The sequence below is a fragment of the Neorhizobium sp. T6_25 genome (assembly GCF_002968555.1).
Taxonomy (GTDB): domain Bacteria; phylum Pseudomonadota; class Alphaproteobacteria; order Rhizobiales; family Rhizobiaceae; genus Neorhizobium.
Genome location: NZ_PVBL01000016.1, coordinates 113,596 through 134,028 on the forward strand (window position 1 = coordinate 113,596; position 20,433 = coordinate 134,028).

Consider the following 20,433-nt stretch of genomic DNA (forward strand, 5'->3'; position numbering starts at 1 on the left):
GAATTCGCTGCTGAACGGAGGTTGCGCCATGGTCAGGAAGCCTTTGAAGGAGCAGAGGGCGTCGGATCGGCAAAGGCGAAGAGCACGATGCCGAGCGTACGGCGGACTGCGATATGCAGCAGGATAGCCTCGATCATCATCGCCGCCGCCGTCGCCATCGCGGCCCCGGTCAGGCCGAAGCGGGGGATCAGCGCGATGTTGAGAGCGATGCTCGCCAGCAGCGTCACGGCGTAAAGCAGGACGCAGAGCTTCTGGCGACCGGCCATGCTGAGCAGCACCTCGCCGGGGCCGACCATGGATTTGGCGAGAATGCCGCAAAACAGGATCGCCATCAGCCAGTAGCCGGCCGTGAACGCGCTGCCGAACAGCGACAGGAGCAGTTCGCCGGATGCCAGCGCCATGAGCCCGACGGCAAGCGACGGCCAGAAACTCCAGCGCGCGGTCTGTCCGGCAAAGGCGGCCAGCGCCGGCATGTCGTCCTCCGCCATGATGGCGGAGAAGCGGGGGCCGGCGGCTGCCTTGATTGAGAAATAGACGAACTGCACCAGCACGATCGTCTTTGCGGCGGCGTAATAGATGCCGACCTGGTCCGGTGGCAGGTAGAGGCCGACGACGACGACGTCCGCATTGGTCAGCAGGAAGCCGATGCCGTCGACGAGGAAGAGCGGCAGGGAATAACGGAACCAGGCGCCGATCTCGAACTGCATCGGGCCAGGGCCGTAAAGTCGGCGCAGGCGCAGCGTCAGGCGCAGCAGCTGCAGGAGCGTCGTGACATAGGTTGCGGCAAGGGCCGCCTGCATGGCGGTAACGGCCGTGTGGGCAGCGCCGAACCAGAGTGCCCCCAGCATGAACGCGAGGATCAGGGTTGGGCGGATCAGGTAGGTGGGCGAGAGCGCCGTCACCGTCCAGCCGTTCGAACGCGCCGTGCCGTCGAGTACGTCGCCGAGCGCGATCATCGGTATGGTGAAGAAGGCCAGCGACACCGGCACGAGGTAATAGGCTTCGACCGTGTGGCCGTAGACATGCAGAAACAGGAAGCCGAGGCCGGCCACCGCACTTGCCGAGATCAGCGCCACCAGGCGGACGGCAAGATTGAGCCCGCGCACGGTCGCCACCTCGTCGCGCGCCTTGTGCTGGTGCAGGAAGCGGATGACGGACGTGTGGAAGCCGAGGCAGGAGAGATTGCCCGCGAGCACGACCAGAACCCAGACGAATGCGAAGATGCCGTATTCGAACTCGCCCATCAGGCGGGCAAGCACGATCTGCGACACGAAGGCGATGGCCGCACTTGCGACCCGGATCACGAAGGCGGTCAGCGCGCGACGCTGGGCGCGGGCTGTCTCGTCGTCGTCGGTAAGGATGGATTCGAGCTTGCGGGTCAGCGGTGCCAGCCGGGTCCTAAGACCAGGCGGAAGCAATCTTTCCGCTGTTTCGATAACCGCCATGATGGGCACGCAATACTCGTAACGACGACGGGAACAATGGGCAAAAGTGTTGCCACAGCAGGGTTAAGAAAGGGTTCGCCCAGGCGTCGATGGCTTCACGAACTGTGAACTTCAAGGCTCCCTGGAAGAACGGGTCAAGAGGTTGCGGACGGCCGGAACAGCCTGGTGAATGGCGGCAATGGCGAGTGCGACGGCAATCATCCCCACGGCAATCGCGAAGGTGAACGACATGCCGGCGGCCACGGCTTGCGGAGGTGCCGTCGCGACATCGCCCGTTCCCGAGGCCATTGCGAACACCGCGCCCATCAGCGAGGCGCCGGTGATGAGGCCGAGATTGCGTGACAGATTGACCAGGCCGGAAACGACGCCGCGCTGCTGCGCGCCGACGTCCACCATGATCGCGGTGTTGTTAGCCGCCTGGAACAGTTGATAACCGGGCGTCAGCACCGCAATGGCAGCGACGTAGCCGCCAACGCCGAAGGTTCCGGGAAGCAGGGTGAGGGCAAACGAGCCGGCCACCATTCCGACGAGACCGGTGACGACCGCCGTCCCCGCGCCCAGGCGGTCGACGAGCCGGCCGGCCGGTACGCCGCTGAATGTGGAAACAATCGGGCCGATCGACATGACGAGCCCGACGAAAGCCGCATCGAGACCGAGCGAACGCGAAAGATAGAACGGCCCGACCACCAGCGTTGACATCATCACCGCCGAGACAAGCGCGCTGGTTATCAATCCCGTGCTCAAGGCTGGATTGCGCAACATCGACAGTCGGATCAGGGGCGACGCCGCTTTCGCTTCGACGAGAACAAACAGGCCGGCTCCGACGGCAGCCAACAGCAGCAGAGCGGCGTTGACCGGACCAAGGCTACCTCGGCCGATCGTCATGGCGAGTGCATAGGCTGCAAGCACCAGGGCAAGCAGCAGCGTGCCCGAGACGTCGAAGCCGGGCCTTTGGTCCGGTCTTTCGCGGCGAAGATCAGCAGGCAGGTAGCGAAAGGCAAGAAGGAGCGCCAGCAGGCCCAGCGGCACGTTGATCAGGAAGATCGCCCGCCAGCCGGCGCCGGCGATCAGAAGGCCGCCCAGGGAAGGGCCCAGCGCGGTGCCGATTGCCGACATGGTGCCGAGCAATCCCATGGCCGCGCCGGTGCGTGTCTTTGGAAATATGTCAGCGACAAAAGCCATGGTGAGCGCCATCATGGCGGCGGCTCCGAGACCTTGCGCGGCTCTTGCGGCAATCAGGATGCCCAGCGTCGGAGCAATCCCGCAGGCGATCGAGGCTACCGTGAAAAGGGTGATCCCGGCGAGCAGGAGCCGTCGACGCCCCGCAATGTCGCCAAGCCGCCCGACACTGACGATCAGTGTGGTGATTGTAAGAAGATAGGCAAGGACCACCCATTGGACCTGCTGGAAGGAGGCGTCGAACGCCTGCGCCAATGTCGGCAGGCCGACATTGGCGACGCTGGTGCCGAGCGAAGACAGCAACATCGAGAGCGAAAGACCGGCGAGCGCCCCACGGAAGGTACTCGCCCGTTCTGCCGGTTGCGGAACCGGATCGTGGGCGGCAGAGGTCATCGTTTTCCGCTCTCCGCCGGTTTCGGGGCCGGCTTCGCGAGGTTGCTGACGATCCGGCGCGCCAGCGGCGCGACAACCAGCACGACCGGAAAAGCGATGATCCAGGAGGGGAGCCATGCCCCCATCCAGATCCCGAAGAAGCCGTCGATCAGCCCTGCGCTGCGGAGGGTGGAGACGCCGGAGATAAGCAGGGACATCAGGCAGGAAAGAACAAGGCCGAAAATGACGGGTATCAGTCGTACGGGTATCATGGGGAACCTCCAGAAACTATTGTCCAAGGGCTATCTCAAGGGCATGCATGGCGGAAGGCGCATGATTTTCATCAACTCAATGCATAGGACGCCATGTCATAGCGAAGCGCCTGTGTTATGCTGCGCGCATGTCCAGACCTGATCTCAACCTGCTTTTCACCCTTGATGTTCTTTTGGCCGAAGGCAGCGTGGCGCGGGCGGCCAAACGGCTGCGGCTCAGCCAGTCGGCCATGAGCCGGGCCCTGGCGCGATTGCGCGAGACGACGGGCGATCCGCTGCTGGTGAGGGCGGGCCGCGGGCTCGTGCCAACGCCACGGGCGATCGAACTGCGCGAACGGGTCGGCGGCCTCGTGCAGGATGCGGAAGCGGTCTTGCGGCCGGTCGAGATTCTCGATCTCGGTAAGCTGGTCCGGACATTCACGCTGCGCACCAGCGAGGGTTTCGTCGAGAATTTCGGGCCTGGCCTCATCGCTCGTGTCAGCGCTCAGGCGCCCGGCGTCCGGCTGCGTTTCATCCGCAAGCCGGACAAGGACAGCACCTCGCTTCGCGACGGAAGCGTCGACCTGGAAACCGGGGTCGTCGGCGCGACGATCGGTCCGGAAGTGCGGGCTCAGGCACTGTTCCGGGACCGTTTCATCGGCGTCGTGCGCAGCGGGCATCCGCTGGCCGAGGGCGAGATATCGGCTCGGCGATACGCGGCGGGCGGCCATATCCTGGTTTCACGCCGAGGGCTCGAAAAGGGGGCGATCGACGAGGCCCTGGCGGCGTCGGGGCTGGAACGGCGGATCGTGACGATCGTCGACGGTTTCGCGACGGCGCTGGCTCTCGCCAGGTCTTCGGATCTGATCGCCAGCATTCCGGAGCGGCACAGCGGCAACCTGCGCGCCGGGATGTTCAGTTTCGCCCTGCCGGTTCCGGTGCCTGAGATTACCGTGTCATTGCTCTGGCATCCGCGGCTGGATGCCGATCCGGCTCACCGGTGGCTGCGGACATGCGTTCGGGAAATCTGCGCCGGGTCTCCAGCCGAAGGCTGATGCAGTCCTTCCGGAAACCGGAAACGAAAACGCCGCCCAGGGGCGGCGTTCGCATCATCAGGTTCCGCGGAAGCCTCAGGCCTGTTCGAAGGCGCCGTGGCAATGCTTGTATTTCTTGCCGGATCCGCAGGGGCAGGCCTCGTTGCGGCCGATCTTGCCCCAGGTGGAGGGATCTTCAGGCCGGCGGTCTTCCGGTGCGGCGATAAAGTTCTCGCTGTCGAAGCCGTTGACCTGGTTGAGGCCGGTCGTCGGATCGACATGCTGTTCGTCGTAGACGGCCGGCGGCTGCGGCGGCTCGGGGTTCTGCACCAGCTCGACGCGCATCAGCTGGGCAGTGACCGCCTCGCGCAGGTTGGCGAGCAGGGCCTGGAACAGCTCGAAGGCTTCCGCCTTGTATTCCTGCAGCGGATCGCGCTGGGCGTAACCGCGGAAGCCGATGACCGAACGCAGGTGGTCGAGATTGACGATATGCTCGCGCCACAGGTGGTCGAGCGTCTGGAGCAGCACCGAGCGCTCCACATAGGTCATGATATCGGCGCCGAAGCGCTCCTTGCGATCGGCCGCGGCCTTGTCGGCAGCCTCGGTGATGCGCTCGCGGATATCGGTCTCGCCGATCCCTTCTTCCTTGACCCAGTCTTCGATCGGCAGGTCGAGGTTGAGCATCCGGTCGACGTCTTCGCGAAGGCCGGCGGCATTCCATTGTTCGGCATAGGCGCGTTCGGGAATGTGCTTGGCGACGAGAACTTCGATCACCTCGCTGCGCATGTCCTCGACGGTCTCGGATACGTCTTCCGAATCCATCATCTCGATGCGCTGCTCGAAGATCACCTTGCGCTGGTCGTTGGTGACGTCGTCATATTTCAGAAGGTTCTTGCGGATGTCGAAGTTGCGGGCTTCGACCTTCTTCTGGGCGCGTTCGAGCGCCTTGTTGATCCACGGATGGACGATCGCCTCGCCTTCCTTGAGCCCGAGCTTCTGCAGCATGCTGTCCATTCGGTCTGAGCCGAAGATGCGCATCAGGTCGTCCTGGAGCGACAGGTAGAACTTTGAACGGCCGGGGTCGCCCTGACGGCCGGAACGGCCGCGCAACTGGTTGTCGATGCGGCGGCTTTCGTGGCGCTCGGTGGCGATCACGTAGAGGCCACCGGCGGCAAGCGCCTTTTCCTTGAGCTGCTTCACTTCCTCGCGGCTTGCCGCTTCCAGTGCATCGCGCTCCGGACCCGGCTCCATGCCTTCGAGCTCGCGCTCGAGACGCATGTCGATATTGCCGCCGAGCTGGATGTCGGTGCCGCGGCCGGCCATGTTGGTGGCGATCGTCACTGCGCCCGGCACGCCGGCCTGCGACACGATATAGGCTTCCTGCTCGTGGTAACGGGCGTTCAGGACCTGGAAATTGTTGAAGCCCGACTGGCGCAGCATGGTCGCCAGCAGTTCCGACTTCTCGATCGACGTGGTGCCGACCAGAACCGGCTGGCCGCGTTCATGGGCTTGTTTGATCTCTTCGATGATCGCCTTGAACTTTTCGTCGAAGGTCCGGTAGACCTCGTCGTCCTCGTCGATACGCTGGATCGGCAGGTTGGTCGGTACTTCGATCACTTCAAGCTTGTAGATATTGCCGAACTCTTCCGCTTCGGTCTGGGCCGTACCGGTCATCCCAGCGAGCTTTCCGTACATGCGGAAATAGTTCTGGAAGGTGATCGAGGAGAGCGTCTGGTTCTCCGGCTGGATCGTCACCTTTTCCTTGGCTTCGAGCGCCTGGTGCTGGCCTTCCGAATAACGGCGGCCGGGCATCATGCGGCCGGTGAATTCGTCGATGATGACGATCTCGTCGTTGCGGACGATATAGTCCTTGTCGCGGGTGAAGAGCTTGTGGGCCTTCAGCGCGTTGTTGATGTGGTGGACGATCGCAACGTTCTCGACGTCGTAGAGGGATTCGCCCTTCAGGAGGCCCGCCTGGCGCAGCAGGTTCTCGAGCTTTTCGGTGCCGACCTCGGAGAAGTTTGCAGAGCGCTGCTTCTCGTCGATCTCGTAGTCTTCCGGCGTCAGCACCGGGATGAAGGCGTCGATCGTGTTATAGAGTTCCGAACGGTCGTCGAGCGGGCCGGAGATGATCAGCGGCGTGCGCGCCTCGTCGACCAGGATCGAGTCCACTTCATCGACGATCGCGTAATTGTGGCCGCGCTGGACCATCTGGCTGCGCTCGTACTTCATGTTGTCGCGCAGATAATCGAAGCCGAGCTCGTTGTTGGTGGCATAGGTGATGTCGCAGGCATAGTTGGCGCGGCGCTCTTCGTCGCTGAGGCCATGGACGATGACGCCGGTCGTCAGGCCCAGGAAGCCGTAGAGCTTGCCCATCGTGTGGGCGTCGCGCTGGGCGAGGTAGTCGTTGACGGTGACCACATGCACGCCCTTGCCGGCGAGGGCGTTCAGGTAGACCGCCAGCGTCGCCACCAGTGTTTTACCTTCGCCGGTCTTCATCTCGGCAATCGCGCCATCGTGAAGGATCATGCCACCGGTCAACTGCACGTCGAACGGGCGCATGCCGAGTACGCGGCGGGAAGCCTCGCGCACGACCGCAAAGGCCGGGATCAGGAGGTCGTCGAGCGTCTTGCCCTCGGCGAGCAGTTTCCTGAACTCCACCGTCTGGGCTGCAAGCTGCTCGTCGGAGAGAGCCTTGGTCTTCTCCTCGATTGCATTGATGGCGTCGACAGTCGGCTGGTAGCCGCGCACGCGGCGATCGTTTGCCGAACCGAACAATTTGCGGGCGATGCCGCCAAGGCTGACCATACGAATGGTCCTTTCTGAAATCTGTCCCATGGGGGCGCGGGACCGGTCGAACCATCGGTTTCTGATGCCGATAAAATGACCCGCCACGCCCGGAAACTCTGCTGGACGCCAAGTTGCGTGACAGATAAGAGGGGGGTCGAATGATGTCAACGGTGGCGGCCGATACAGAATGGCCACAATCCGGTGTTTGTGAAGGTTTTCTGGCCGGAATCAGACGTTCTGAAACCGGTATCCTTATCGAAAGGTCTTTATCGATGTTGCGCCACAAATTTCTCATGACGGCCGCGCTGGCCGCCGCGATCCTCTGCCAGGCTCCCGCCTTTGCGGCGGAGGATGCCGTCGTTGCCAAGGTTGGCGACCTGGAAATTCACCAGTCGGAACTGGATATTGCGGTTCAGAACCTCGACCCGCAGCTCGCCCAGCTTCCGGACGAACAGAAGAAGGTCGCAGCCCTTTCCGGCGCCATCGACGTCAAGCTGCTCGCCAAGGGTGCTCTCGCCGAAGGCATCAAGGATACGCCGGACTTCAAGAAGCGGATGGACTATATCGCCGACCGCGAGCTGCATAACGCCTACTTCCGCAAGCATGTGATCGACGCCACGACCCCGGCAGAGATCAAGGCCCGTTACGACAAGGAAATCGCTTCCCTGCCGAAGCAGGAAGAGGTGCATGCCCGCCATATCCTGGTGAAGACCGAGGACGAAGCCAAGGCGATCATCGCCGATCTCGACAAGGGCAAGGATTTCGCCGCGATCGCCAAGGAAAAATCCCAGGATTCCAACAAGGATGAAGGCGGCGACCTTGGCTGGTTCGGCCGCGGCCGTATGGTTCCGGAATTCGAAGAAGTCGCGTTCACGCTGAAGAAGGGCGAATATAGCAAGACGCCGGTCAAGTCGCAGTTCGGCTATCACGTCATCAAGCTGGAAGACACGCGCGATGCCCCGGCGCCGGCTTTCGACCAGGTCGAGGACCAGGTCAAGCAGCTGGTGATGCGCGACAAGTACGTCGCTCTCATCACCAAGGCGAAGAGCGAGCAGAAGATCGACATCAAGGATGCGGCCCTCAAGAAGGGCTATGAAGACGTCAGCAAGATGCAGGACGCAGGCGACGCGCCGGTCCAGCAGTAATTCTCGACAACGGGCCCGGATTTTCCGGGCCCTCTCCATATTTGAGCCAGGTAATTTCCGATGTCCGATTCCGTTTCGCCGCTCGCTCCGAAATCCTATCCCGACATGCCGGCGATCCGCGGCGTGCGCATGGCGACAGCCGCCGCCGGGATCAAGTACAAGAACCGCACCGACGTGCTGCTGATGGTGTTCGACGAGCCGGCGACCGTCGCCGGCGTCTTCACTCGCTCCAAGTGCCCTTCGGCGCCGGTCGATTTCTGCCGTGCCAATCTGTCGCACGGGGTGGCGCGCGCCGTGGTCGTCAATTCCGGCAATGCCAACGCCTTTACCGGCATCAGGGGCAAGGCTGCGACTGAACTCACCGCCAAATCGGCCTCCGAGGCTGTCGGCTGCGGCGAGAACGAAGTTTATCTCGCTTCAACCGGCGTGATCGGCGAGCCGCTCGACGCGACGAAATTCGCAGGCGTGCTCGGCGACATGAACAGCGGCGCCACCGGCGACTTCTGGCTGGAGGCCGCCAAGGCGATCATGACCACCGACACCTATCCGAAGGTCGCGACCCGCACCGCCGAGATCGGCGGCGTCACGGTGACGATCAACGGCATCGCCAAGGGCGCCGGCATGATCGCGCCCGACATGGCGACCATGCTGTCCTTCGTGGCGACCGATGCCGACATCGCGTCGCCGGCGCTGCAGAACCTGCTTTCCGCCGGCGTCGGCCCGACCTTCAATTCGGTCACCGTCGACAGCGACACCTCGACCTCCGATACGCTGATGCTGTTTGCCACCGGTGCCGCCGCCGACGACGGGCAGGCCCGCGTCGAGACCGCTGACGACCCGCGCCTCACGAGCTTCCGCGCCGCGCTCAACGATCTGTTGAAGGATCTGGCCCTGCAGGTCGTGCGCGACGGCGAAGGCGCCCGCAAGATGGTCGAGATCACCGTCACCGGCGCCGAAAGCGATGCCGCGGCAAAGACGATCGCGCTGTCGATCGCCAATTCGCCGCTGGTCAAGACCGCGATCGCCGGCGAAGACGCCAATTGGGGACGCATCGTCATGGCCGTCGGCAAGTCCGGCGAAATGGCCGACCGCGACCGGCTGGCGATCTGGTTCGGCGACGTACGCGTCGCCGTCGACGGCGAGCGCGATCCGGCCTATTCCGAAGCCGCGACCACCGCCGTCATGAAGGAACAGGACATTCCGGTGAAGGTCGATATCGGTCTCGGCAGCGGCCGAGCGACCGTCTGGACCTGCGACCTCACCAAGGAATATGTTGCCATCAACGGCGACTACCGGAGCTGACAGGAATTGAACGAAGCATCATCTCCTCAGAACGATCTGCCATTGGTCAGGCGGCTCGAAGCCGTGGGCTTTCGAGCCTGGCCGGCGGCGTCCGTCGTTTATGACGGAAGCTGGCAGGTGCGGCTGACCGGCGGCCATCCTTCAAAGCGCCTGAACTGCATCGTGCCGCTCGACCCGTCCGACCACCGCGACATGGCGATGCGGCTGGAGAAGGCGCGCAAGCGGTTCGAGAATTATGGTCGTCAGCTGGTCGTCCGGGAGACACCGCTCGCTCCTCCCAAGCTGATCGACCATCTCGATGCCGCCGGCTGGCGGGTGTTCGAGACCGTCGACGTGCTGACTGTCAGCCTCGCCGAACTGGAACTGCCGGACACGCTCGATCACCTGCCGAGCCACGATATCGGCCGGTTCTGCGACGCGAGCCTGGCGATCGATAACGAAGATCCGGCGCTGAAGCCGGCGCTTGCCGAGATCCTGAGTTCGATCAAGCCGACCTCCGGCTTCTTCATCAAGGAGAATCCGCAGGAAGGAGCCGCGGCCGTGGCGCTCTGCGTCCAGGACAACGATCTTGCCGGCATCATCTCCTTTGCCGTGGCCCAAGCGCATCGGCGCGAGGGTCTCGGCACCGAAATCCTGTCCTCGGCGCTGCGCTGGGCTCGTATCAGCGGTGCGCGTTCGGCCTGGCTGCAGGTCGTCTCGACCAACGAACCGGCGCTGGCGCTCTATCGGAGGTTCGGCTTCCGCAAGGCCTACGAATACCGTTACTGGCGGCAGGAAAGCCGGGCATGAGCGATGCCCCCTTAAAGATACTGCTCGTCGCCGCCTGCGCGCTGATCGATACCGACGGCCGCATTCTTCTGGCGCAGCGCCCGGAGGGCAAATCGCTCGCCGGTCTCTGGGAATTTCCCGGAGGCAAGGTCGAGCCCGGTGAGACGCCCGAGGAGACGCTGGTGCGCGAGCTCGAGGAAGAGCTCGGCATCAAGACCAGGATTCCCTGCCTGGCGCCGCTCACCTTCGCCAGCCACACCTACGAGACTTTCCACCTCCTGATGCCGCTCTATGTCTGCCGTCGCTTCGAAGGCATTCCGACGGGAAGGGAAGGGCAGGCGATCAAATGGGTGCGGCCGAACGCGCTCAGGGATTACCCGATGCCGCCGGCCGACGAGCCGCTGATCCCGATCCTGCAGGATCTGCTCTGATCGATAAAATTAGAGCCGCCGAATTCATACGGCGTTAAGGGATCGTTTAGCCGATTGTGGCACCTTCAAGGCTTATCCGGTAACGCGTTGATGAGGCTTTAGAAGGCATGGACGAGGAATTCTGGAAAACTGTGCGGGTCCATCAGCGGGCGACGCATGGCTCCGGCAAAACCGGCGCGCTCAATATCGCTCTTCTGTTCGGGACGGCCGCGATCGCTCTTTCACTGATCGTGACGCCGATGCTCGCTGGCCGCAATGATGAGCGCCGACTGGCGCATGTCCAGGAGGATTTCGACCTGATCAGCACGGGCTCCATCAAGCCCGGCGAAAAGGGCGCAAGACATTATACGATCCGGCGCAGCGTGCTGCAGGAAACGCCGGGCTCGGTCTGCATCGTGCAGGGCTATGGCGTCGGCAGCGACTGCTGACGCCAAGGGCTTTTTTGGCCCGCTCATGTTGGTTGAAGGATATTCCATGCGCCTTTTCAGGTTTCTTCTGAAGGATAACAGCGGCGCAACGGCCGTGGAATACGGTCTCATCATCGCGATCATCTCGCTGTCGATGATCGCCGGGTTCACCACCTTTGCCGACGCATTAACGAACACGTTCGAAACCATCTCTAAAAGCATGGATGAGCCTGTTCCATGAATTCGGCTCGGAGCCCGCTCAGCGCGGGCCGCGGCTGTTGAGGGCCTCGGCAAGCCGCATCTTGGCCGAACCCGGCTTCAGCGGCTTCTGCTGGCTTTCGTGCGGGGCCCAGCCGGATGCGTAGATGATCGAGAACGTGGCGCGGATGCGGCCGTCCGGATCGGAATAACGTTCCGCATAAAGTTCTGCAGCCCTTACGAAGAAACGCCTCGTGACCGGCACGCGGCTGCGGCCGGCGAGGGGATTGGTCATGCCCATAGCGCGTAGATCGCGCATCAGCGGGAAAAGCGAGTCGTAGCGCACCGTGTAGGTCTCGGCATCGACGACCGGCAGGGAGAAACCGGCCCGCTGCAGCAGGGCGCCGACATCGCGCACATCGGCAAACGGAATGACGCGGGGGCTCGCGCCACCGGTCAGCTCCGCCTCGGCGGAGAGAAGGACGTCGCGCATTTCCTGCAGCGTGCCGGAGCCGGGGATCGCCGCCAGAAAAAGCCCGTCGGGCTTGAGCGCCCGGCGGATGCGGATCAGCGTGCCGGGCATGTCGTTGACAAGGTGCAGCGAGAGCGGCGACAGGATCAGATTGACGGATTCGGGTTCCAGTGGGACGTCTTCCAATGGAGCCGTGGCGAACGCGTCTCCGGGCCTTGCGAAAGCGGCATCGGTCTCGATACGGCTCACGGTGCCGATCTTGCCGGTGGCAAGTGCTTCGCGGGCCGCGATGCCGGTTCCGCCATGGAGTTCTACCGCGGTTTCGAACTTCCGTTCGACGACCGCCAGCCGGTCTGCAAGCTCGCGGCCGGCAATGTCCAGAAGGAAGGCCGCGTTGCTGTCCTTGGCGGTTATCGCGCGTCTGCGCCGTGCACTCACCAGCTGTTCGTCGAAAAGAATTTCCATGGCCGTCCACTCGTATTCTGCCGTCGCAAAGGCGCGCTCCGTCCGCTATTGTCAAGTCATGTCCGCCGAGCCCAACGTCAATGCCCTGCGACTTTTAACATCGTTTGCCGTGGGGTGGACGAGGTGGGTAGGCGACCTTGTCTATCCTCCGACCTGTCCCGGCTGCGGTGTGCGAACCGGCGCGCATCAGGGCTTCTGCCCCGCCTGCTGGCGGGAAATCCGGTTCATCGAACGGCCCTATTGCGAGGCGCTCGGCCTGCCGTTTTCCTACGATCCGGGGCCTGGCATTCTGTCGGCGCAGGCGATTGCCGAACCGCCCGTCTTCGACCGCCTGCGTTCGGCGGCAATCTTCGAGGGCGCGGCCCGCGACCTCGTCCATTCGCTGAAATACCGCGACCGCACCGATCTCGCGGCTATGATGGCCGGCTGGATGCTGCGCGCCTCCGATGGTTACGTCGCAAACTGCGACGGCATCCTGCCGGTGCCGCTGCATCGCTCGCGTTTCGCCTCGCGGAAATTCAATCAGGCGGCGGAGCTTGCCCGGCATCTGTCGCGAAAATCCGGCCAGCCGTTCCTGCCGTCCACGCTCATCCGCGTCAAACGTACGAACCGGCAGGTGGGGCTTTCGGCGCGAGCCCGAGAGGACAACGTGAGGGCGGCTTTCGCGATCGCGCCGGGCCATGAGGACCGTGTCTTCGGCAAGCGGCTGGTGCTGGTCGACGACGTCTATACGACCGGTGCGACGGTTTCATCCGCCACTCGCGCGTTGAGACGAGCGGGCGCCGCCGAGGTCACGGTTTTGACCTTTGCAATGGCTATTGCCGGGCCTATATGACAGAAGAAGACACTATTGCGCGCGGCCTTTTCCCGACATTTTTCCCCCTGGGCCGCGCCCGGAGACGATCATGGCAGAGGTTACTATCTATACCCGCGAATATTGCGGTTACTGCGCACGCGCCAAGGCATTGCTGGAGACGAAAGGCGTTTCCTACACCGAGCATGATGCCACCTATTCGCAGGAATTGCGCCAGGAGATGATCGGCAAGGCGAACGGTCGCTCGACCTTCCCGCAGATCTTCATCGACGGCACGCATGTCGGCGGTTGCGACGAGCTGCACGCACTCGACCGGGCCGGCAAGCTGGACCCGCTTCTGGCGAACTGAGAGGTATCTTCCATGGCTTTCAAGGCTGCCGCCATCCAGATGTGCTCCGGCGTCGATCCGGAAAAGAACGCCGCCGACATGGCGCGGCTGGTCCGCGAGGCTGCGGCGCAGGGGGCGGTCTATATCCAGACCCCGGAGATGACCGGCTTCCTGCAGCGGGACCGCAAGGCCATGCGCGCCGTGCTGCGCGATGAGGCGGGTGACATCATCGTTTCGACCGCCCGCAGCCTTGCGAGCGAACTCGGCATCCATCTGCATGTCGGCTCGACGGCCATCGCCGTCGAGGACGGCAAGATCGCCAACCGCGCCTTCCTGTTTGCGCCCGGCGGCCGGCAGATCTGCACCTATGACAAGATCCATATGTTCGATGTCGATCTGGACAATGGCGAGAGCTGGCGTGAAAGCTCGGCCTACGAGCCCGGCAGCGAAGCGCGTGTTGCCGACCTGCCGTTCGGCAAACTCGGTTTTGCAATCTGCTACGATGTCCGTTTCCCGCAGCTTTTCCGCACTGAGGCCTTGGCCGGGGCCGAGATCCTGACCGTGCCGGCCGCCTTTACCCGCCAGACCGGCGAGGCCCACTGGGAAATCCTGCTGCGTGCCCGTGCGATCGAGAACGGAGCCTTCGTAATCGCCGCCGCTCAAGGTGGCGTGCATGAAGACGGCCGCGAGACATTTGGCCATTCGATGATCGTCGATCCATGGGGCAGGCTGCTGGCGTCCGCCGGCGGTACCGGCGAAGGCATCGTGCTCGCCGAGATCGATATTGCCGCCGTTTCTGCGGCCCGGGGAAAGATCCCGAACCTCAAGAACGCCCGCGAGTTCTCGCTCGATGCGGTTACGGACGCGGCGGGAGAGGTGGCCGCTTGATCAAGTATTCCCTCTCCTGCGAGAACGCCCACACGTTCGAAGGCTGGTTTTCGGAAGGCGCCGATTTCGACCGGCAGGTGGCGAGCGGGTTCCTCACCTGTCCGGTCTGCAATTCCGCTTCCATTTCCAAGACGCTGATGGCGCCCTCTGTTTCGACCGCCCGAAAGAAGGAAGAGAAGCAGGCGATGGTGATGGACCTCGCCCGCCAGGAGGCTATTGCCAAGCTCAAGGAAGCCGTGGCGGCGATCAAGGCCAATGCCGAGGACGTCGGCGAAAAGTTTCCCGAGGAAGCCCGCAAGATCCATTATGGCGAGGCGGATGCCCGCGGCATCATCGGCCAGGCGAGCCTCGGCGAGGTGCGCGAGCTGCTCGACGAGGGCATTGAGATCGCGCCGTTGCCGATCATTCCCGAAGACGCGAACTGAACGAGCGGGGACGGAGGAACGTCGAGCTGCATTGGCCGGCGTCGGTGCTCTGGTGGTGGGAGCGCTGGCCTGACCTCAATCAAATTCACACTCCTATAGCGCCTGCAATATTACACTGGATCAGGCGGCCCGAAAATCACGCCGGCCGCTTGGCCAGCATCATGTAGTTGACGTCCATGTCCGGCGACAGGTTCCAGCGGTCCTGCAACGGATTGAAGAAGACGCCGGTGCGGTGGATGATTTCCATGCCGGCTGAGGAGATCGGTCTTTCGAGCTCTTCCGGGCGGACCAGCTTTTCGTATTGATGGGTCCCGCGGGGCAGCCAGCGCAGGATGTTTTCAGCGGCGAAGATCGCCAGCGCTCCGGCCTTGAAGGTGCGGTTGATGGTGGCGACGAACATCAGGCCGCCGGGGCGGACCATGTTGGCGCAGGTCGTCATGAAGAAATTGACGTCCGCGACGTGCTCGACCACTTCCATGTTGAGCACGACGTCGAACGTCTCGCCGGCTTCGGCGAGCTGCTCGGCGGTAACGGCGCGGTAGTCGACAGACGTGCCGGTCTCAGACGCATGGGTGGAGGCGATGCCGATGTTCTTTTCGGACGGGTCGGCGCCGACGACGGTCGCGCCCATGCGGGCGATCGGCTCGGAGAGCAGGCCACCACCGCAGCCGATATCGAGGATGCGAAGGCCTGAAAGCGGCAGATGGCTCTTCGGGTCGCGGCCGAAATTTTCACAGATGCGGTCGCGGAGATAGGCGAGCCGCACGGGGTTGAACTTGTGGAGCGGCTTGAACTTGCCGGTCGGGTCCCACCACTCCGCGGCCATTGCGGAAAACCGGTCGACTTCGCTCTGGTCGATCGTGCTGCGGGCGGCTTCGGTCATGGTCGTCATCCCTTCGTTTCAGCGTTTGAAGTCGGATGATAGGGCGTGGAAGTCAAGAGTTCTGCGATCGTCAGCGTCTTTTTGACACCGTGCACTGAGGATCGCAAACCAGTCGGCGTCGGAGCGCAGTTCCATCTTCTGCCTCAATAGCTGCGGGATGCGGACGAAATTTTCGTAGCGGCGGATCCGCCGGCCTGATGTGGTGACGGGCGATTTCGTCTATGTCTTTGAAGATCTGGCAGGCACAGATCGCGGTTATCCTCTCTGGAGGGGAGGGATGGCGAGCCGGGAGGAGGGCAAGATGGCGATCACGGTTGAGCGATTGAAGGCGTTGCTTGCCTTCGAGGAGGTCTCCATGGCGCTGGCGGACAGTTCCGCGGAGATCCACGACGGCTATATTCTCGAAAGGTTGCGTTTTCGGCTTGAGGATGGCGCGGAGGTACGGGGCTTCCTCACCCGGCCGAGCGAAGGCTTCCTCACCCGCGGCCCGGCGATCGTCTATGCGCATGCGCATGGCGCCCGCTGGGATATCGGCGCATCGGAACTGATCGATGGCCGGCCGGCCCTGCTCGATGCCCCCGGGCCGGTTCTGGCGCGCGAAGGATATGTGGCGCTCTGCATCGACATGCCGACGTTTGGCGAGCGGGCCGGGGTGACGGAGGATGCGGCGACCAAGGCGGCGCTCTGGCACGGCAAAACGCTGTTCGGGCAGATGCTTTCCGAACAGGCGGCGGCGCTGACCTGGCTCGCCGGCCGGCCGGAAGTCGATCCGCAAAGGATCGGCGTCTCAGGGCTGTCGATGGGGGCGACGCTTGCCTATTTTCTGGCGGCGATCGATCCGAGGGTGAAGGCGACGGCGCATCTGTGCTGTTATGCGGACTTCGCGACGCTGGTCAAAATCGGCGTCCATGATCTGCACGGGCATTACCTGACCGTGCCGGGGCTGCTCAAGGAAACTTCGATCGGCGAGATTGCCGGGCTGGTGGCGCCGCGGCCGCAGCTCATCTGCATCGGCTGCGACGACCCGCTGACGCCGCCGGTAGCGGTGGATTGCGCATTCGCCGAGACGGAGGCCGCCTATCTCAAGGTGGAAGCGCTCGGTGCGCTGGTGTTCCTGCCGGAGGCGGGTGTCGGGCATCGCGAGACAGAAGCGATGCGGAGGGCGGTGCTGGCCTTTTTCAAAGGGTATCTCTGAAGGCATCAGGCGAACGGCGTCTTTCAAATGACGCCGATATCCGCCTCGATCCTGCGCCTACCGCGTGCCGTTCAGATGCACGCATTTCTTGGAAATCTGCTCCTTGCGCTGCGCCTTGGTATATTGGGCGATCATGCCCGCCGGGCAGCTCTTGTCGTCGAACAAGACGGACTCGCCGGCCGCCATCGATGCGAGCGTCGGTTTGGCCTTGACCATCCTGGTCTGGGCGTTGGCCGGTGATAGCGTGGCCGGTCCGGCAAAGACCATGGCCAGCAATAGAATCAGAAAAGCGCGCAACATCGAAGCCCCTCCTCCCGCTATGGTTGGTGAGGGATTGTAGCGCCCGTGCGATCGACCCGCCATTCCACCTTCCGGTGTAGCTCGGCCCGAAGGAATGAGGGGGAGGACTAGCTCCCCTTCACCCTCAATCCGTTCCGGTCGAACAGATGCAGCGGAGCGCCGGCGACGGAGAGGTAAGCTTCGTCTCCCGGCGAAATCAGCTTCTGGCCAGGAACGACGGCGAGGAGTTTTTCGCCGTTCAGATCGGCGTGGATGACCGTTTCGGAGCCGAGCGCTTCGACGAGGCGCACCTTGACCTTGAGGCTTCCCGGATCATTGGCGAGCGTGATGTGCTGCGGGCGGATGCCGATCGTCAGCTTGTCACCGACGGACAGGGAGTGGCCCGAGAACGGCACGAGCAGGCGATGGCCGCCTGCGGTCGCAAGCGTCGCCGTGCCGGTTTCCAGCTCGGCGACTTCGCCGGCCAGGAAGTTCATGTGCGGCGCGCCGATGAAGCCGGCGACGAAGCGGTTGGCGGGTGTGTTGTAGAGATCGAGCGGGGTGCCGACCTGTTCGATCTTGCCGGCGCGCATGACCACGATGCGATGGGCCAATGTCATCGCCTCCACCTGGTCGTGGGTGACGTAGATCATCGTCGAGCCGAGGCGGGCGTGGAGGGCGGCGAGCTCGGCGCGGGTCGAGACGCGCAGTTCGGCGTCGAGGTTCGACAGCGGCTCGTCGAGCAGGAAGGCGGTCGGGCGGCGCACGATGGCACGGCCGATCGCGACGCGCTGGCGCTGGCCGCCGGAAAGCTGGCCGGGCCGGCGTTCGAGGTAAGGCTCGATCTCCAGCATGCGGGCGGCTTCGAGGATGCGCTCGGCAACCTCGGTCTTCGGCATGTTGGAATTTTCAAGCCCGAAGGCGAGGTTCTGGCGCACGCTCATATGGGGATAGAGCGCGTAGGACTGGAAGACCATGGCAAGGCCGCGGTCGGCAGCGGACACTTCGTTGACGCGCTTGCCGTCGATCTCGATCTCGCCGCCGGTGACCTTTTCAAGGCCGGCGATGGTGCGCAGCAAGGTCGATTTTCCGCAGCCGGACGGGCCGACGAAAACGATGAACTCGCCGTCCTTGATATCGAGGTCGATGTCCTTCAGGACGTCGACTGCGCCGAAGGACTTCTTGATTTTGGTGAGGGTGATCTCGCCCATCGGTGATCCTTACTTCAGGCCGGTGCCGGCAATGCCGGTGGTGATGAAACGCTGCAGGAAGATGAAGACAAGCACGACCGGGATCATGGTCACGACCGTCATGGCCAGGATGAAGTGCCATTGGACGTTAAGTTCGCCGGAATAGATGCTCAGACCCACTTGCAGGGTGTAGAGTTCGCGCCGCGACAATACGATCAACGGCCACAGGAAGTCGTTCCAGCGCCAGACGACCGAGAAGATCGCCAGAACCGCGAGCGCCGGTGCCGTCAGCGGCAGGACGATGCGCCAGTAGATCTGCCATTCGGACGCCTTGTCCATGCGCGCGGCATCGATCAGCTCGTCGGGAATGGTCAGCATGTACTGACGCAGGATGAACACGCCGGTTGGGGTCGCGACCGTCGGCAGGATGACGCCCCAGAGATTGTTGAACAGCCCGAGCGACGAGATGATAGAATAGAGCGGCACCATGATCACCGAAAGCGGCACCATCAGCGTCGCGAGAATGATCAGCATGGCGAGCGAGCGACCGCGGAACTCGTATTTCGATAGCGCGAAGGCGGCCATGGAATTGACGATCAGAGTGATCAGCGTCGCCGTCACCGTCACGAAGACCGAGTTCCACAGGTAGCGAAGGAAATCGAACTGGGTGAAGGGCGTCGTGTAGTTTTCCGTGGCAAAAGAGACCGAACGTACCGGGGTGCGGTCGCCGATGTTGACGCGGACGATTTCTCCGGGCGTCGTCGGATCGACCATCTGGGCGACGAGACCGATGCGGCGCACCTCGGCCAGCACCTTGGTCGAACCGTCCGGCATCTTGGCTTCGAAGAGCTGCAGCGGCTTGTCGTAACCCTGGACCGTCGCCTGGCTGGTGACATAGGGCAGGATCGACGGCGGGAATTCGGCAAGGGCTGCCGGCGTCTTGAAGGACGAGAAGGCGAGCCAGACGGCCGGGCCGAACATGATGATCAGCCCGCCGACGAGCCAGACCCAGGTGACGATATCCGTCCAGTGCCAGCTTTTGCCGCCGCGACGGCGCAGAATGAAGCGAGAGGCGACACCCATCAGCGTTTCCCCTTCTTTTCGCCACGCTGGCCGACGCCGAGCTGGATCAGTGTCAAGACGACGAGCACGAGGCCCATGAGGATCGAGGCGGCTGCGGCGAGGCCCGGATTGCGGAGCGTCGAGGCAAAGCCGGTCTCGTAGATGTACTGGGTCAGATAGAGCGTGCTGGTGCCCGGACCGCCGCCGGTCAACACGTAGACCTCGTCGAAGATCTGAACGGCCTTGATCAGGGCGAGGACAACGACGACCAGAAGGTTCGGCGCGAGAAGCGGCAGCGTGATGCGCCGGAAGACCCGCGCCGGCTTGGTGCCGTCCATTTCGGCAGCTTCATAGAGATCCTTCGGGATCGCCTGCAGGCCGGCGAGCAGGATCAGCGTGTAGAGGCCCATATGCGCCCAGATCGAGACGCCGATCGTGGCGATGAAGGTCCAGTTGCGGTCGGTGAGCCAGGTATAGGGCTCGATGCCGAACTGGTAGAGGCCGAAATTCAGGAGGCCCTGGCGCTGCAGGATCCACTTCCAGATCAGGCCGACTACGACGGGCGACAGGAGGACCGGGAAAAAGAACACGGCGCGCCAGAAGGAGCGGGCGGCGAGATCGCGGTTGAGGATCAATGCCGTAATCAGCGACAGGCCGATCATCAGCGTCACCTGCAGGATCACGAACCAGAACGTGTTGCCGACGGCGGTCCAGAAGGCATCCTCCTGGCAGGACATCGGGTCGAGGTAGTTCGTGCAGGTGAAGAGGCGCTGATACTGCTCGGCGCCGACGAAATTGCGCTCGGAAAGGAAGAAGGCCGTGCCGCCGGTCATCGAATAGACGAAGTTGATGACGAGGGGCAGGAGCACGAAAATGCCGAAGATCAGCATGTTCGGGGCGAGGAACACGGCCGCCATACCGCCGATGCCGGCCGCTTTCTGAACGGCGCGGAGCGGTATGTCGATGATGCGCATCAGGAGATGCACGGGCGCCATGAGAAGGCTGCCGAGACGGTCGGTGAGAGACGTCGTGCTCATGTTCGTATTCCATCCCTCCTTGTCTTCTTGTCCGGATGGCGAGGCTCGCCCCTCATCCGGCCTGCCGGCACCT

Annotated in this window: 21 protein-coding genes and 1 pseudogene; 12 read left to right on the forward strand and 10 right to left on the reverse strand. The window is 63.3% G+C overall.

All coding sequences use genetic code 11. From position 1 onward, the window contains the following. Positions 1-32: 32 nt before the first annotated feature. The 3 genes from C5L10_RS20875 to C5L10_RS20885 form a co-directional block, all read right to left on the reverse strand. On the reverse strand, positions 33-1,454 hold the full coding sequence (locus C5L10_RS20875; RefSeq protein WP_305778744.1) for a lipopolysaccharide biosynthesis protein: 1,422 nt from the start codon (positions 1,452-1,454) through the stop codon (positions 33-35). 102 nt (positions 1,455-1,556) lie between these two features. Further along, a complete protein-coding gene (locus tag C5L10_RS20880; protein ID WP_105431207.1) occupies positions 1,557-3,017 on the reverse strand; it encodes an MFS transporter in 1,461 nt (486 codons plus the stop codon). Then, positions 3,014-3,268: a DUF2798 domain-containing protein gene (locus C5L10_RS20885; RefSeq protein WP_105431208.1), complete on the reverse strand. Its 255-nt coding sequence runs from the start codon at positions 3,266-3,268 to the stop codon at positions 3,014-3,016. Before C5L10_RS20885 ends, C5L10_RS20880 begins: the two co-directional genes overlap by 4 nt. 128 nt (positions 3,269-3,396) lie before the next feature. Here C5L10_RS20885 and C5L10_RS20890 point away from each other — a divergent pair, with 128 nt between their 5' ends. Next, a complete protein-coding gene (locus tag C5L10_RS20890; RefSeq protein WP_105431209.1) occupies positions 3,397-4,302 on the forward strand; it encodes a LysR family transcriptional regulator in 906 nt (301 codons plus the stop codon). A gap of 75 nt (positions 4,303-4,377) precedes the next feature. Here C5L10_RS20890 and secA read toward each other — a convergent pair whose 3' ends face one another. After that, positions 4,378-7,089 carry a preprotein translocase subunit SecA gene (secA, locus tag C5L10_RS20895; protein WP_105431210.1) on the reverse strand — a complete coding sequence of 904 codons (2,712 nt, stop codon included), beginning with the start codon at positions 7,087-7,089 and terminating at the stop codon, positions 4,378-4,380. 254 nt (positions 7,090-7,343) lie between these two features. On the opposite strand from secA, the gene C5L10_RS20900 reads away from it, so the two are divergent. From C5L10_RS20900 to C5L10_RS20925, 6 genes and pseudogenes are all read left to right on the forward strand, one after another. Then, the gene (locus C5L10_RS20900; RefSeq protein ID WP_046664963.1) at positions 7,344-8,216 is read left to right on the forward strand and encodes a peptidylprolyl isomerase; all 873 of its coding nucleotides are present in this window, start codon (positions 7,344-7,346) and stop codon (positions 8,214-8,216) included. 60 nt (positions 8,217-8,276) lie between these two features. Beyond that, positions 8,277-9,518: a bifunctional glutamate N-acetyltransferase/amino-acid acetyltransferase ArgJ gene (gene argJ / locus C5L10_RS20905; RefSeq protein WP_105431211.1), complete on the forward strand. Its 1,242-nt coding sequence runs from the start codon at positions 8,277-8,279 to the stop codon at positions 9,516-9,518. Beyond that, a pseudogene (locus C5L10_RS20910) lies at positions 9,487-10,307 on the forward strand (GNAT family N-acetyltransferase). Before argJ ends, C5L10_RS20910 begins: the two are co-directional and overlap by 32 nt. Then, entirely contained in the window at positions 10,304-10,717 is a 414-nt protein-coding gene (mutT, locus tag C5L10_RS20915; RefSeq protein WP_105431213.1) for an 8-oxo-dGTP diphosphatase MutT, read from the forward strand. Before C5L10_RS20910 ends, mutT begins: the two are co-directional and overlap by 4 nt. Before the next feature lie 107 nt (positions 10,718-10,824). Then, on the forward strand, positions 10,825-11,145 hold the full coding sequence (locus C5L10_RS20920; RefSeq protein WP_105431214.1) for a hypothetical protein: 321 nt from the start codon (positions 10,825-10,827) through the stop codon (positions 11,143-11,145). Beyond that, complete coding sequence (locus tag C5L10_RS20925) at positions 11,123-11,365, forward strand: Flp family type IVb pilin (protein WP_371411961.1); 243 nt, start codon at positions 11,123-11,125, stop codon at positions 11,363-11,365. Before C5L10_RS20920 ends, C5L10_RS20925 begins: the two co-directional genes overlap by 23 nt. A gap of 18 nt (positions 11,366-11,383) precedes the next feature. Here C5L10_RS20925 and C5L10_RS20930 read toward each other — a convergent pair whose 3' ends face one another. Further along, positions 11,384-12,259, reverse strand: coding sequence for a class I SAM-dependent methyltransferase (locus tag C5L10_RS20930; RefSeq protein ID WP_105431215.1), 876 nt, complete (start codon positions 12,257-12,259; stop codon positions 11,384-11,386). Positions 12,260-12,317: 58 nt separating this feature from the next. Between C5L10_RS20930 and C5L10_RS20935 the strand changes: the two genes are divergently transcribed. From C5L10_RS20935 to C5L10_RS20950, 4 genes are all read left to right on the forward strand, one after another. Then, complete coding sequence (locus C5L10_RS20935) at positions 12,318-13,094, forward strand: ComF family protein (protein WP_105431238.1); 777 nt, start codon at positions 12,318-12,320, stop codon at positions 13,092-13,094. Positions 13,095-13,164: 70 nt separating this feature from the next. Continuing rightward, a complete protein-coding gene (gene grxC / locus C5L10_RS20940; RefSeq protein ID WP_105431216.1) occupies positions 13,165-13,422 on the forward strand; it encodes a glutaredoxin 3 in 258 nt (85 codons plus the stop codon). 12 nt (positions 13,423-13,434) lie between these two features. Next, positions 13,435-14,289 (forward strand): carbon-nitrogen hydrolase family protein, encoded by an 855-nt coding sequence (locus C5L10_RS20945; protein WP_105431217.1) that lies wholly within the window; start codon positions 13,435-13,437, stop codon positions 14,287-14,289. Further along, a complete protein-coding gene (locus tag C5L10_RS20950) occupies positions 14,286-14,714 on the forward strand; it encodes a DUF1178 family protein (protein ID WP_105405216.1) in 429 nt (142 codons plus the stop codon). Before C5L10_RS20945 ends, C5L10_RS20950 begins: the two co-directional genes overlap by 4 nt. Before the next feature lie 136 nt (positions 14,715-14,850). On the opposite strand, the gene ubiG is transcribed toward C5L10_RS20950, so the two are convergent. After that, entirely contained in the window at positions 14,851-15,597 is a 747-nt protein-coding gene (gene ubiG, locus C5L10_RS20955) for a bifunctional 2-polyprenyl-6-hydroxyphenol methylase/3-demethylubiquinol 3-O-methyltransferase UbiG (RefSeq protein ID WP_046637326.1), read from the reverse strand. A gap of 301 nt (positions 15,598-15,898) precedes the next feature. Between ubiG and C5L10_RS20960 the strand changes: the two genes are divergently transcribed. Next, positions 15,899-16,792, forward strand: coding sequence for a S9 family peptidase (locus tag C5L10_RS20960; RefSeq protein ID WP_105431239.1), 894 nt, complete (start codon positions 15,899-15,901; stop codon positions 16,790-16,792). 57 nt (positions 16,793-16,849) lie between these two features. On the opposite strand, the gene C5L10_RS20965 is transcribed toward C5L10_RS20960, so the two are convergent. From C5L10_RS20965 to C5L10_RS20980, 4 genes are all read right to left on the reverse strand, one after another. Continuing rightward, complete coding sequence (locus C5L10_RS20965) at positions 16,850-17,092, reverse strand: DUF6719 family protein (RefSeq protein ID WP_105431218.1); 243 nt, start codon at positions 17,090-17,092, stop codon at positions 16,850-16,852. A gap of 107 nt (positions 17,093-17,199) precedes the next feature. Next, the gene (locus C5L10_RS20970) at positions 17,200-18,282 is read right to left on the reverse strand and encodes an ABC transporter ATP-binding protein (protein ID WP_105431219.1); all 1,083 of its coding nucleotides are present in this window, start codon (positions 18,280-18,282) and stop codon (positions 17,200-17,202) included. Between the two features lie 9 nt (positions 18,283-18,291). Next, positions 18,292-19,344 carry a carbohydrate ABC transporter permease gene (locus C5L10_RS20975; RefSeq protein WP_105422785.1) on the reverse strand — a complete coding sequence of 351 codons (1,053 nt, stop codon included), beginning with the start codon at positions 19,342-19,344 and terminating at the stop codon, positions 18,292-18,294. Then, entirely contained in the window at positions 19,344-20,360 is a 1,017-nt protein-coding gene (locus C5L10_RS20980; RefSeq protein WP_046664950.1) for a carbohydrate ABC transporter permease, read from the reverse strand. Before C5L10_RS20980 ends, C5L10_RS20975 begins: the two co-directional genes overlap by 1 nt. Positions 20,361-20,433 lie beyond the last annotated feature (73 nt).